This is a genomic window from Pseudomonas sp. CFBP 8771, assembly GCF_014841695.1.
Taxonomy (GTDB): domain Bacteria; phylum Pseudomonadota; class Gammaproteobacteria; order Pseudomonadales; family Pseudomonadaceae; genus Aquipseudomonas; species Aquipseudomonas baltica.
Genome location: NZ_JACYUJ010000011.1, coordinates 1 through 13,081 on the forward strand (window position 1 = coordinate 1; position 13,081 = coordinate 13,081).

Genomic DNA, 13,081 nt, shown 5'->3' on the forward strand with positions numbered 1-13,081 from the left:
ATCTGACACACCGCGCTGGCCTATTCGCGGCCGATGACCGCTCCTACGGGTATACGCCACCCCCGTAGGAGCGGGCCGCGGCCGCGAAAGCCGCGCCGCGGTATATCTGACACACCGCGCTGGCCTATTCGCGGCCGATGACCGCTCCTACGGGTATACGCCACCCCCGTAGGAGCGGCCCGCGGCCGCGAAAGCCGCGCCGCGGTATATCTGACACTTCGCCGCTGGCCTTTTCGCGGCCAATGACCGCTCCTACGGGTATACGCCACCTCCGTAGGAGCGGCCCGCGGCCGCGAAAGCCGCGCCGCGGTATGCCTGGCACACCGCAAGCCCGTCCATGTGCCGACCGCTGCCCGACGCCTTTCATTTCCAGGCGGGCCACCAGGGTTTATCATGGCGCACTGCCCACTCGAGGATCCGCTCCATGACCCTTTCCTTCGCCGCCAAGGCTGCCGTGTTGCTGCTGTTCATCGGCAGCACGCTCTACGTGCACCTGCGGGGCAAGGCGCGTCTGCCGGTGTTGCGCCAGTTCGTCAACCACTCGGCCCTGTTCGCTCCCTACAACGCCTTGATGTACCTGTTCTCCAGCGTGCCGTCCAAACCCTACCTGGACCGCAGCAAATTCCCGGAGCTGGATGTGCTCAAGGACAACTGGCAGGTCATCCGCGACGAGGCCATGCACCTGTTCGACGAGGGCTACATCCGCGCCGCCGAAAAGAACAACGATGCCGGTTTCGGCTCGTTCTTCAAGAAAGGCTGGAAGCGTTTCTACCTCAAGTGGTACGACAAATCCCTGCCGTCGGCCGACGCGCTGTGCCCGCGCACCGTCGAACTGGTCAACAGCATCCCCAACGTCAAGGGCGCAATGTTCGCGCTATTGCCGGGCGGCAGCCACCTCAACCCGCATCGCGACCCCTTTGCCGGATCGCTGCGCTACCACCTGGGCCTGTCGACCCCAAACTCCGATGCCTGCCGCATTTTCGTGGACGGTGAGGAATACGCCTGGCGCGATGGCGACGACGTGATGTTCGACGAAACCTACGTGCATTGGGTGAAGAACGAGACCGAGCACACCCGGGTCATCTTGTTCTGCGACATCGAACGCCCGCTGAGCAACCGCTTCATGGCGAGCCTGAACAAGCGCGTCAGTGCCTTTCTGGGGCGTGCCACCGCACCGCAGAATCTGGACGACGAACGCGTGGGCGGCATCAACCAGGCCTATGCCTGGAGCAAGACCTTCAGCGATCGCTTCAGTGGCAAGGTCAAGCAGTTCAAGCGCGCCAATCCCAAGGCCTACCGAGTGTTGCGCCCGGTGCTGGCAGTGGTCGTGCTGACGGCGCTGGGTTACTGGCTGTTCGGCTGACCGCACGGCCAGCCCTAACACCGCAAATCTGGACCCTGTCACACCTTGTCCAACCTTCGTGCCTGAGGATGCATACGATTCGCTTTTACAACAGAATCGTAGGGAAGTTCCATGCATCCTCCACTTTCCTTGCGGCCCTTGGCCGCAATGATCGCCCTGGCCACTGCCGGGCTGGCGCAAGCCGAACCGATCGAACTGGCCGCACCGACCGTCCTCGACGAGGTCGTGGTCACGGCGTCGGGCTTCGAGCAAAGCGTGGAGGATGCCCCGGCCTCCGTCACCATCATCACCGGCGATGAGCTGCGCAAAAAATCCTACAACGACCTCGGTGACGCCGTACGCAACATCGAGGGGGTCGTCGTCAACGGCAGCGCCAACGAAACCGATATCTCCATCCGCGGCATGCCACCGGACTACACCCTGATTCTGGTCGACGGCAAACGCCAGAGCAGCCGTGAAACCCGGGTCAACGGCAACCGTGGCTACGAGCAGAGCTTCGTCCCACCGGCCGAAGCCATCGAGCGGATCGAAGTGGTCCGCGGACCGATGTCTTCGCTGTACGGCTCGGACGCCATCGGTGGCGTGATCAACATCATCACCCGCAAGGTCTCCACCCAGTGGGGCGGCTCGGTTTCCTACGATTACGCCGCGCGTCAGCACAGCGACCAGGGCAATTCGCGGCAGACCCAGTTCTACCTCAACGGCCCATTGGTGGAGAAATACCTGGGGGTGCAGGTCTGGGGCCGTTACCTCGACCGCCAGGCCGATGACGACGTGGAACTCACCAACGGTTTCACCAAGGCCGACCACAAGGACCTCACCGCACGCCTGGCCTTCACGCCCACCGAGGATCACGACATCCTCCTGGAAGGCGGCGCCACGCGCCTGAAGAACGGCGACGGTACCAGCGTCAACTGGGCCACCCGCGAGCAGGAAAACAACCGCGATCATTATTCCATCTCGCATCAGGGCCGCTGGGGCTGGGCCACCTCGGACGTGTCCCTGGCTTACGAGAAAGCCAGCCGCGAAGGCAAGGCGGCGGCCAGCCAGCCGGAGATTCTCGGACGCAAGCCGGTGGTGGAAAACACCGTGCTCGATGCCAAGCTGGTCATCCCCACGGCCTACAACATCACCACCACCGGGTTGCAATGGAACCGCGCCAAGCTCACCGACTGGAACCAAGGCTTGATGGACGGCCGCGACTATGAATTTTCGGTGACCCAGAAAGCGCTGTTTGCCGAGAACGAATGGTCGGTGACCGACGATTTCGCCCTGACCACCGGTGCCCGGGTGGACGAGCACGAGCAATACGGCACCCACGTCAGCCCACGGATCTACGGAGTATGGCGCGCCACCCCGGACTGGACGTTCAAAGGTGGCGTGGCGCGCGGCTTCAAGGCACCTGAGATTCGCGCAGTAGTGCCCGGCTACGCCACCATTCGCCGCAACACCTACGTCAATCTCGGCAACCCGGACCTCAAGCCGGAAACCAGCACCAACTACGAGCTGTCGGCGCTGTGGTCCAATCGCAACGACCTGTCGGCCGGGGCCACGGTGTTCCACAACGTCTTCAAGGACAAACTGTCCACGGAAAACACCGCGCGGCGCTGGAACGGCTACATCGTCCAGGACCGCATCAATGTCGACGAAGCGACGATCACCGGTGCCGAGGTCAACGGACGCTGGGACATCACTCGCGCGGTGGCGCTGAAGGGCAACTACACCTACACCGACTCGGAGCAGAAAAGCGGCAGCAATGCCGGCGCACCGCTGTCGCTGACACCCGAGCACAAGGCCAATATCAGCGCCGACTGGACCCTGTCTGACCGCGCCCAGGCCTGGGCCTCGGTCAACTACTATGGCCAGGAATACGGCACCACCTTGAGCGGCGAACCGGCGCCGGCCTATACCACCGCCGACGTCGGCGGCTCGTACGAGCTGACCCGCGACATCACCCTCAAGGCTGCGGTGTACAACGTCGCCGACAAGCGCCTGGACGACGACACCTACGGCACGGTCAATTACGGCCGTACCTTCTGGATGGGTACCACGCTGCGCTTCTGATACCCGCCGACGTTCAGCCTGGCAGGCGCACCAGGGCTGCCAGCCCCGGTGCGCGGTTTTCCAGCAGCAGTTCGCCGCCGTGGGCCTGTACGCAGGCGCGGGCAATCGCCAGGCCCAGGCCCAATCCGCCTCCCTGGCTGGGGTCGGCCCCGCCCTTGCCCAGTTGCACGAATGGCTCGAACACCTGTTGCAACCAGCCAGCGTCGATCCCCGGGCCGTGGTCGCGGATCTCGATGCACAGCCCACCGGAATCTTCGCGGTACAGGCGCAATCGCGCATCGCCGCCATGGCGCAAGGCGTTGTCGATCAGGTTGGTCAGGGCGCGCTTGAGCGCCAGTGGTCGGCAGCGACACGTCACGGGGGGCGAGCCTGCCCACTCGACGGGCGTGCCCAGGGTCTGGTAGCGCCGCGCCAGGTCTTCCAGCAGATCACTCAGCGACACCTCGGTAGTCGCTTCCTGCACCGCATCGCCGCGCACGAAATTCAGGGTTTCGCTGACCATTGCCCGCAACTCGTCGAGGCTATCGAGCATGTCCCCGCGCAGGGTCGGGTCCTCCAGCAACTCGACCTGCAGGCGCAACTCGGTGATGGGTGTGTTGAGGTCGTGGCTGAGGGCGGCCAGCATGCGCGTGCGGCCTTCGACATGCCGGGCGATCCGCGCCTGCATCACATTGAACGCCAGCGTCAGTTCCCGGGCTTCGCGCGGGCCGGACAGCAGCAGCGGCGCGATCCATTCGCCACGGCTGACCCGCTCGGTGGCCAGGGCCAGGCGCTTCACGGGCGCGACCACCCGGCGCATGAAGAAAGCCACGATCAACAATACCGGGATGGTGCTGACCGGCACGCTGTAGGCCAGCAGTCGGCCCCACTCATAGGCACCGGCTGGTGCCTGCTCGGCATTGAGCTGTGCGCCGTTGGGCAGGCTTATGGAGCTGCGCAGACGCAGCGCCTCCCAACCGGCGCGCTTGAACAGGTGCTCACGGGCCGGGCCGCCATTGCGCCGTTCCAGTTGCAGGACGACCACGGTGCCTTGCTGCAACTCCAGCCGCTGGCGAACGGCCTTGGCCAGGCGCTGTTCTTCACTGTGCATGACGAACGGCTGCACCTCGGCGTCGGGGGCGATCCAGAAACGTGTATCGGCAGTGGTCATGGCCTCGAGCAAGTGCTGCGCAGCGTCAGGGGGCAGATCGCGGGCGGCGTGGTAGGCGCTGGCCAGCCGCTCGACCACCAGCGTGCGCGACAGCGGGTGCACCAGCGAGCCGGTGCGTTGCAGCAGCAGCACGGCAATCAGGTTGGACGCCAGCAGTGCCAGCAGCAGCAGTACCGCCAGTTGGCGAGCCATGGTCTGGGGCCATGCTTTGCGCAGGCGCTTCATCCGGGCTGCTGGGCGACGTTGGCCGCCAGGCGATAGCCGCCACCCCACACCGTTTGCAGCAACAGGGGCTGCAGGGCGCTGTCGTCCAGCTTGCGACGCAGGCGGCTGATCTGCCGGTCGATGGCGCGATCGAACAGATCGCTGCCGGGCCGCGAGGTCAGTTCGATCAAGCGTTCGCGACCCAGCACGGTATTGGGATGATCCAGGAAGACTTCCAGCAAACGGCCTTCCACGGTGCTCAAGCGTACCTGGCTTCGATCTCGGCGGGTCAGCGTGTTACAGCCGCTGCGAAAGCTCAGGTCGGCGAACTGGTAGCAGCGCAAGGGCGCTGGCTGGGCTGGCGGCACGGCCGTCACCGTTGTGCCCAAGGTGCCACGCCGGCGCAGCACGCTGTGGATGCGCGCCACCAGTTCACGCGGCTCGAAGGGTTTGACCACGTAGTCGTCGGCTCCGGCATCCAGGCCCTGAACGCGGTCGGCGCAGGCATCGCGCGCGGTCAACAGGATGACCGCCGCCGTGGACTGGTGCGCCAGCGTGCGACACAGCTCGAACCCATCGCCGTCGGGCAGCATCACGTCGAGGATCAGTACGTCGAACACGTCCTGCTTGAGCAGCGCCCACATGCCGGCGGCGTCTTCGGTGGTGCGCACGTCGAAACCGAATCGGCGCAGGTAGATGGCCAGCGGCTCGCGGATCTTGCGGTGGTCATCGACCACCAGCAAGCGAGGAGAGGGAGGATTCATGATGATTGCGTTCGCGGATGATTCTCATTCGGAACGCGATACTACAGCAAGCGGGAAACCGCCGCAGCAGTGCCGGGACAGGTCGGCGACAACCTTCCTATCCCGGCCGATGTCACGCCTGGGCGTTCTTGAATGCCAGGCGGAACCGGTGCAGCAACGGCTCGGTGTAGCCACTGGGCTGTTCGCCGCCCTGGAACACCAGTGCACTGGCCGCCGTGAAGGCCACCGAGCTCTGGAAGTCGGCCGCCATGGGGCGGTACGACGGGTCTCCGGCATTCTGCTGGTCGACCACCTTGGCCATGCGCTCCAGGGTTTCGACGATCTGCTCGCGGCTGACCACGCCGTGGAGCAGCCAGTTGGCCAGGTGCTGGCTGGAAATACGCAGGGTCGCGCGGTCTTCCATCAGCCCGACGTCGTGGATGTCCGGCACCTTGGAGCAACCGATGCCCTGTTCGACCCAGCGCACCACATAGCCCAGCAAGCCTTGGGCATTGTTGTCCAGTTCCTGACGGATCTCGTCCGCACTCCATTGCGCATTGGCTACCACCGGGATGGTCAGCAGGTTGTCCAGCAGGGCATCGTGCTCGCCTGCTGCGTCGATCTGCTCCAGGGTCTGCTGCACCTCACTGACGTTCACCTGATGATAGTGCAGGGCGTGCAACGTGGCCGCAGTGGGCGAGGGCACCCATGCGGTGTTCGCGCCGGCCTTGGGGTGGCCGATCTTCTGCACCAGCATGTCGGCCATCAGGTCGGGCATCGCCCACATGCCCTTGCCGATCTGAGCCTTGCCGCGCAAGCCGCAGGCCAGTCCGGTGAGCATGTTGTTGCGCTCGTACGCGGCAATCCAGGCACTGCCCTTCATGTCACCCTTGCGCATCATCGGCCCAGCCTGCATGGCGCTGTGGATCTCGTCGCCGGTGCGGTCGAGGAAGCCGGTGTTGATGAACGCCACGCGGGTCGAGGCTGCGCCAATGCAGGCCTTGAGGTTCACCGAGGTGCGGCGTTCCTCGTCCATGATGCCGATCTTCAGGGTATTGCGCGAAAGCTGGAGCAGGTCTTCGATGGCAGCGAACAGCTTGTCCGCGAAGGCCACCTCGGCCGGGCCGTGCATCTTCGGCTTGACGATATAAAGGCTGCCGGTGCGCGAGTTGCCCTTGCGCTCCAGGTCGTAGCGTCCGATCAGGCTGGTGACCACGCCGTCCAGGATACCCTCGGGGATCTCCCGGCCTTCATCGTCGAGAATTGCCGGATTGGTCATCAGGTGCCCGACGTTGCGGATCAACAACAGCGAACGGCCGTGCAGGGTCAACCCGCCGCCTGCCGGCGTGTGGTACTGACGGTCCGGATTGAGCCGGCGGGTGATGCGCTGGCCGCCTTTTTCCAGCTCCTCGGTCAGATCGCCGCGCATCAGGCCCAGCCAGTTGCGATAGATCGCCACCTTGTCGCTGGCATCCACCGCCGCCACCGAGTCCTCGCAGTCGATGATGGTCGAAAGGGCCGCTTCGAGCAGCAGGTCCTTCACGCCTGCCGCGTCGGTACGTCCGATCGGTGAGGTCGGGTCGATCTGGATTTCGATGTGCAGGCCATGATGCTTGAGCAGCACGGCAACCGGTTGCTGCGCATCGCCCTGGAAGCCGACGAACTGGCTCGGCTCGGCCAGCGCGCTGACGCTGCCGTCGGCCAGGCTCACCTGCAACTGGCCACCCTCGATCCGGTAGCCGTTGGCGTCGCGGTGCGATCCGTTGGCCAGCGGGGTGCTCTGGTCGAGCAGGGCGCGGGCGAAGGCAATCACGCGGTCGCCGCGAACCTGGTTGTAGCCTTGGCCCTTGCTTGCACCATCGCTTTCCGGGATGGCGTCGGTGCCATACAGCGCGTCGTACAGCGAGCCCCAGCGGGCATTGGCCGCGTTCAGGGCGTAGCGGGCATTGGTCGACGGCACCACCAGTTGCGGGCCGGCCACCCGGGCGATCTCGTCATCGACATCGCAGGTGCTGATCTCAACGCGGTCGGGCTGTGTCAGCAGGTAGCCGATGGACTGCAGGAAGCTGCGGTAGGCAGCCGGGTCCTGGATCGGTCCGGGGTGGGCGCGGTGCCAGTTGTCCAGTTCGGTCTGCAAGCGATCGCGCTCGGCCAGCAGCAGGCGGTTCTGCGGCGCGAATTCATGGACCAGGGCGTCGAAGCCGGTCCAGAACGCTTCGGATTCCAGCCCGCTGCCAGGCAGTACTTCGTTCTCGATGAAATCGTACAGGGTGGCGTCGACCTGCAGACGCTGGGCTCTCATGCGGTGCTTCATTGCAGTCTCCTCGAATACGGGGGCGGGAATTCAGACCAGGGCAGCGGCGCCGGCCTTGGCGACCTGCGCATCCTCACCGGGCTTGACCCCGGACACGCCGACCGCGCCGATGACCTGGCCTTCGTGGATCAGTGGCACGGCACCTTCCAGGCAGGTCATGAGGTTACCCGACAGGAACGCGGTACGTCCGTTGTTGACCATCTCTTCGAACACTACCGATTCCTTGCGCCCCAGGGCCGAGGTGCGCGCCTTGCCCGGCGCGATGTAGGCCGTGCTGGCAGCGGCGCCGTCCAGGCGCTCGAACGCCAGCAGATGGCCACCGTCGTCGACCACGGCAATGCCCACTGCCCAGTTGTTCTTCTGCGCTTCGGCGCGTGCTGCGGCGAGGATGCGGGTGACGTCTTCGTGGCCAAGAATCGCTTTGCTTTGCATGGGCTTCTCCAGTTCTATTGTCGAGAGGTTCAAAGTTCAGTGCATTCAAAAATATGGGGTCAGTCGGCCATGGCCTGTTCGACCAGTTCGATCCAGTGCCGTACCGGGGTGCGCGCGGCCCCGTCCAGATGGTTCTGGCAACCGATGTTGGCAGTGGCGATCACCTGGGGTGCGCCGCTTTCCAGGGCATTGAGGCGATTGTCGCGCAACTGCCGCGACAACACCGGCTGAGTCACCGAGTAGGTACCCGCGGACCCGCAGCACAGGTGGCCGTCCGGTACGTCGGTCAAATGAAAGCCCAGCCGACGCAGCAGGTGTTCGGTCACGCCACCCAGCTTCTGCGCATGTTGCAATGTACACGGGCAGTGAAAGGCCAGACGCAGGTCGGTATGAACGGCCAGTTGCTCCACCGGCTCGTCGCGCAACACTTCGACCAGGTCCTTGGCCAGGCGGCTGACCGTCTGGGCCTTCGCTGCGTAGGCCGGATCCTGTTCCAGCAGGTGGCCATAATCCTTGATGAAAGCACCACAGCCACTGGCGGTCTGCACGATGGCTTCGGCGCCTGCTTCGATAGCAGGCCACCAGGCGTCGATGTTGTGTCGGGCGCGCTGCAGGCCACGGGCCTGGTCGTCCAGATGGTAATCCACCGCGCCGCAGCAAGCGGCCTGGCGAACCGCCGTGACGCTGATGCCCAGGCGGTCCAGCACTCGCGCGGCGGCGGCATTGGTGTTGGGCGACAGCCCGGGCTGCACACAGCCTTCGAGCATCAGCACCCTGCGCGCGTGCCGCGTGGCAGGCCGCGGCACGGCAGCATGCACCTGACGCGGCAGCTTGTCCTTGAGGCGTTGCGGCAGCAGTGGACGAAAGGTCTGGCCGAGCTGGATCAGCGCCTTGAAAGCGGTCGGGTGCGGGGCCAGCGCGCGCAGACCGCCGCGCAGCCAGCGTTGCTCGACCGGCCGCGGCACCGCCTGATCCACCACTGCACGGCCAATGTCCAGCAAGTTGTGGTAGTCCACCCCCGAAGGGCAGGTGGTCTCGCAGTTGCGGCAGCTCAGGCAGCGATCGAGGTGCTGCTGCGTGTGCGCCGTCACCTCGTGGCCTTCGAGCACCTGCTTGATCAAATAGATGCGCCCGCGCGGGCCGTCCAGTTCGTCGCCCAGCAGTTGATAGGTAGGGCAGGTGGCATTGCAGAAGCCGCAGTGCACGCAGCTGCGCAGAATGCGCTCGGCTTCCTCGGCACGCGGCAGCAGGCGGGCCTGATCACTCAATTGGGTCTGCATGGGTTCACGGCTCCTGGTTCACAGCTGCGCGTAGAGGCGGCCGGGGTTGAAGATGCCCTGTGGGTCCAACTGCGTCTTGAGCTGTCGGTGGTAGCGCAGTAGCAGCTCGGGCAAGGGTTGAAACGGCTCGGGGGTGACGCCTGTGGTGTAGCAGGTGGCATGCCCGCCGACTGCCTCGACCACCTGGCGAATCGACGCGGCGCTGGCGTTGGATTTCAGCCAGCGCTGGGCACCGCCCCAGTCGATCAGTTGTTCGCCCGGTAGCTGCAAGGCAGCCGTGTTGTTGGGCAGCGACAATCGCCAGAGCGCTTCGGGCTGCGCGAAGAAGGGCAGCCGATGCTCGTTCAGCTCATCCCAGAACGCCGAGTCGATGGGCTCGCCGCCGATGCGCTCGTGGGCCGCAGCCACCGAGCCTTCGCCGCCCTCCAGGCGCAGATAGAGCACCTCATCGCTGTGGCATGCGGCACTGATCGGCATCGGCTGCTGGCCCCATTCGGCGAGCTTGAGCAAGGCGCGCTCGGCGTCGCAGGCCAGCTTGATGCTGAAACAGGCACGCGGCTTGGGCAGTACCTTGAGCGACACTTCGGTCAGCACGCCCAGCGTGCCGAAACTGCCGGTCAGCAACCGGGACAGGTCGTAGCCGGCGACGTTCTTCATCACCTCGCCGCCGAAGCGCAGGTGCTTGCCCAACCCGGTGATGACCCGCGTGCCCAGTACATAATCGCGGGCGGAACCGGCCCAGGGACGACGTGGCCCCGACAGTCCGGCCGCAACCGTGCCGCCCAGGGTGGCCTGCTCGCCATAGGCCGGTGGCTCGAAAGGCAACATCTGCCCGGCCTGCTCAACGGCGGCGCGCAGGGCCTGCAAGGGCGTGCCGGCCCGTGCGGTGATCACCAGCTCCGTAGGGTCGTAGCTGACGATGCCGCAGTGCGCGCGCGTATCGAGGCGCTCGCCGGCACCGATGCAGCCCAGGAAGGCCTTGCTGTTGCCGCCCTGGATGCACAAGGGGCGGTCGTCGGCCAGCGCCTGCCGAACCTGATCCAGCAGTTGCCCGCTGGCGTCCAAATCGCTGCCGGTCATCAGAAGCGCTCCAGTTCAGGGAATGGCAGTTGCCCATGGTGGATATGCATGCCGCCGAATTCGGCACAGCGCTGCAGGGTCGGAATGTTCTTGCCGGGATTGAGCAGCCGATCGGGGTCGAACGCGGCCTTCACCGCATGGAACAGCGTCAGCTCGTCACTGTTGAACTGGGCGCACATCTGATTGATTTTCTCCCGCCCCACACCGTGTTCGCCGGTGATGCTGCCGCCCACCGCCACGCACAGCTCCAGGATCTGCCCGCCGAGCGCTTCGGCGCGTTCGAGCTCACCGGCCTGGTTGGCATCGAACAGAATCAGCGGGTGCATGTTGCCGTCCCCGGCATGAAACACGTTGGCCACGCGCAGGCTGTATTGTTCGGAAAGCTCGGCGATGCCCTTGAGCACGCCCGGCAGGGCGCGACGCGGAATGGTGCCGTCCATGCAGTAGTAGTCGGGCGAGAGTCGGCCGACGGCGGGGAAAGCATTCTTGCGCCCCGCCCAGAAACGCAGGCGTTCGGCCTCGTCGCGGGCCTGGCGGACCTCGGTCGCGCCGGCCTCCGTCAGCACCTGGTAGACGCGCTGGCAATCGTCGTGCACATCGGCTTCAACACCATCGAGCTCGCACAGCAGGATCGCTTCGGCGTCGACCGGGTAGCCGGCATGGATGAAGTCTTCGGCGGCGCGAATGGCCAGGTTGTCCATCATTTCCAGGCCGCCGGGAATTATTCCAGCGGCGATTATGTCGGCCACGGCGGCGCCGGCTTTTTCCACCGAGTCGAAGCTGGCCAGCAGCACCTTGGCCACCTGCGGCTTGGGCAGCAGCTTGACGGTCACCTCGGTGATGATGCCCAGCATGCCTTCGGAGCCGGTGAACAGCGCCAGCAGATCGAAACCGGGCGAGTCGAGGGCATCGCTGCCCAGGGTCAGGCGTTCACCCTCGATGGTCAGCATCTGCACCTTGAGCAGGTTGTGCACGGTCAAACCGTACTTGAGGCAGTGCACGCCACCAGCGTTTTCCGCAACGTTGCCGCCAATCGAGCACGCGATCTGTGACGAAGGGTCGGGGGCGTAGTACAGGCCGAAGGGCGCCACTGCCTGGGAGATCGCCAGGTTGCGCACTCCAGGCTGCACGCGCGCCCAGCGCCCAGCGGGGTCGATCTCGAGAATCTGCTTGAAGCGCGCCATCACCAGCAGCACGCCCTGTTCGAGCGGCAGGGCACCCCCCGACAGTCCGGTACCTGCTCCGCGTGCGACGACGGGCACCTTTTGCGCGTGGCACAACCTGAGCAGAGCCTCGACCTGCTCGATACGCTCGGGCAATACCACCAGCAGCGGTACGGTGCGATAGGCACTGAGCCCGTCGCACTCGTAAGGGCGCAGGTCTTCGGCGCGATGCAGTACGGTAAGGTCGGGGATGCGGGAGTGCAGTGCCTGCACCAGCGCGGCCTTGTCGACCTTGGGCAGGACGCCGTCGATGCGTTCGTCGTAGAGGATGTTCATGGGCGCAGGCCACCGGCTTGTCGTTCTTATGCGCTCAACAGTGGTCGCAAACACCAGGCCTGTCTACGGGTTGAACCACTGGTAGGACCAGTTCTTTTGGTCGGGGGGCTTCTATCGAAGCGTCTACTGGCTTATTTTCGGGTGGTCGTCGAATGGTTGACGACAGTCTCGGGCGATGGTCCTACCAGCAGGCATGGCATGCACAACAAACCTCAAGTCGCCGATGTAGTGTGCGAGCGCATCGAGCGGCTCATCGTCGATGGCATTCTCAAGACCGGACAACCACTGCCGTCGGAACGGCGTCTGGTGGAAAAGCTCGGTGTGTCGCGCAACGCGCTGCGCGAGGGCCTCAAGCTGTTGCGCGCCCGTGGCATCATCGCCACCGAGCAGGGCCGCGGTTCGTTCGTCGCGTCGCTGTCGCCTGCCAACGATGCCACGCCCCTGATGCACCTGTTCAGTTCCCAGCCGCGTACGCTCTATGACCTGTTCGAAGTGCGTTCGCTGCTCGAAGGCGAGTCGGCACGGCTGGCCGCACTGCGCGGTACCCAGGCTGATTTTGTGTTGATCGAGCGCAGCTACCAGGCGCTGCTGGCGGCCCATGACCAGCCGCTGGACGCCACCCGGCATGCGCACCTGGACCACGCTTTTCACCTGGCCATCTGCGATGCCTCGCACAATCCAGTGCTGGTACAGACGCTGCGCTCGTTGACCGACCTGCTGCTCAACTCGGTGTTTGCCTGCGTGAACAACCTGTACCACCGCCAGCCGCAGAAACAACAGATCGACAAGCAACACGCCAGGCTTTACACCGCAGTGATCAATCGCCAGCCCGAGCAGGCACGCAAGGCAGCCGTGGCGCATATCGAGAGCATCTGCGCCAACCTGCGGGAAATCGAAGGGGAAGAGCAGCGTCTGGTACGTGCCACGCTGCGTCTGGAAGGCTGGGCCTGAA

At 65.1% G+C, this 13,081-nt stretch carries 10 protein-coding genes; 3 read left to right on the top strand and 7 right to left on the bottom strand.

Features of this window, described 5'->3' with window-relative positions:
- Positions 1-424: 424 nt before the first annotated feature.
- Together IFT80_RS20790 and IFT80_RS20795 are read left to right on the top strand one after the other, a co-directional pair.
- Entirely contained in the window at positions 425-1,363 is a 939-nt protein-coding gene (locus IFT80_RS20790; RefSeq protein WP_122474982.1) for an aspartyl/asparaginyl beta-hydroxylase domain-containing protein, read from the top strand.
- A 111-nt stretch (positions 1,364-1,474) separates the two neighbouring features.
- Positions 1,475-3,427, top strand: coding sequence for a TonB-dependent receptor domain-containing protein (locus tag IFT80_RS20795; RefSeq protein ID WP_192138256.1), 1,953 nt, complete (start codon positions 1,475-1,477; stop codon positions 3,425-3,427).
- A gap of 13 nt (positions 3,428-3,440) precedes the next feature.
- Here the strand turns inward: IFT80_RS20795 and IFT80_RS20800 are convergent, their stop codons facing one another.
- The 7 genes from IFT80_RS20800 to glcD form a co-directional block, all read right to left on the bottom strand.
- Complete coding sequence (locus IFT80_RS20800; protein WP_192138258.1) at positions 3,441-4,769, bottom strand: ATP-binding protein; 1,329 nt, start codon at positions 4,767-4,769, stop codon at positions 3,441-3,443.
- 29 nt (positions 4,770-4,798) lie between these two features.
- The gene (locus IFT80_RS20805; protein WP_192138260.1) at positions 4,799-5,545 is read right to left on the bottom strand and encodes a response regulator transcription factor; all 747 of its coding nucleotides are present in this window, start codon (positions 5,543-5,545) and stop codon (positions 4,799-4,801) included.
- Positions 5,546-5,657: 112 nt separating this feature from the next.
- Entirely contained in the window at positions 5,658-7,838 is a 2,181-nt protein-coding gene (locus IFT80_RS20810; RefSeq protein WP_192058718.1) for a malate synthase G, read from the bottom strand.
- A 30-nt stretch (positions 7,839-7,868) separates the two neighbouring features.
- Entirely contained in the window at positions 7,869-8,270 is a 402-nt protein-coding gene (locus IFT80_RS20815) for a heme-binding protein (protein ID WP_122714292.1), read from the bottom strand.
- Positions 8,271-8,329: 59 nt separating this feature from the next.
- Positions 8,330-9,550, bottom strand: a complete 1,221-nt coding sequence (gene glcF / locus IFT80_RS20820; protein ID WP_122474972.1) for a glycolate oxidase subunit GlcF — start codon at positions 9,548-9,550, stop codon at positions 8,330-8,332.
- 18 nt (positions 9,551-9,568) lie between these two features.
- Positions 9,569-10,630 carry a glycolate oxidase subunit GlcE gene (gene glcE / locus IFT80_RS20825; RefSeq protein WP_192138262.1) on the bottom strand — a complete coding sequence of 354 codons (1,062 nt, stop codon included), beginning with the start codon at positions 10,628-10,630 and terminating at the stop codon, positions 9,569-9,571.
- Positions 10,630-12,129 carry a glycolate oxidase subunit GlcD gene (glcD, locus tag IFT80_RS20830; protein WP_192138264.1) on the bottom strand — a complete coding sequence of 500 codons (1,500 nt, stop codon included), beginning with the start codon at positions 12,127-12,129 and terminating at the stop codon, positions 10,630-10,632. The genes glcE and glcD overlap by 1 nt, the downstream gene beginning before the upstream one ends.
- Positions 12,130-12,327: 198 nt before the next feature.
- Here glcD and glcC point away from each other — a divergent pair, with 198 nt between their 5' ends.
- Positions 12,328-13,080 (top strand): transcriptional regulator GlcC, encoded by a 753-nt coding sequence (gene glcC, locus IFT80_RS20835; protein ID WP_122474967.1) that lies wholly within the window; start codon positions 12,328-12,330, stop codon positions 13,078-13,080.
- Position 13,081: the final 1 nt, after the last annotated feature.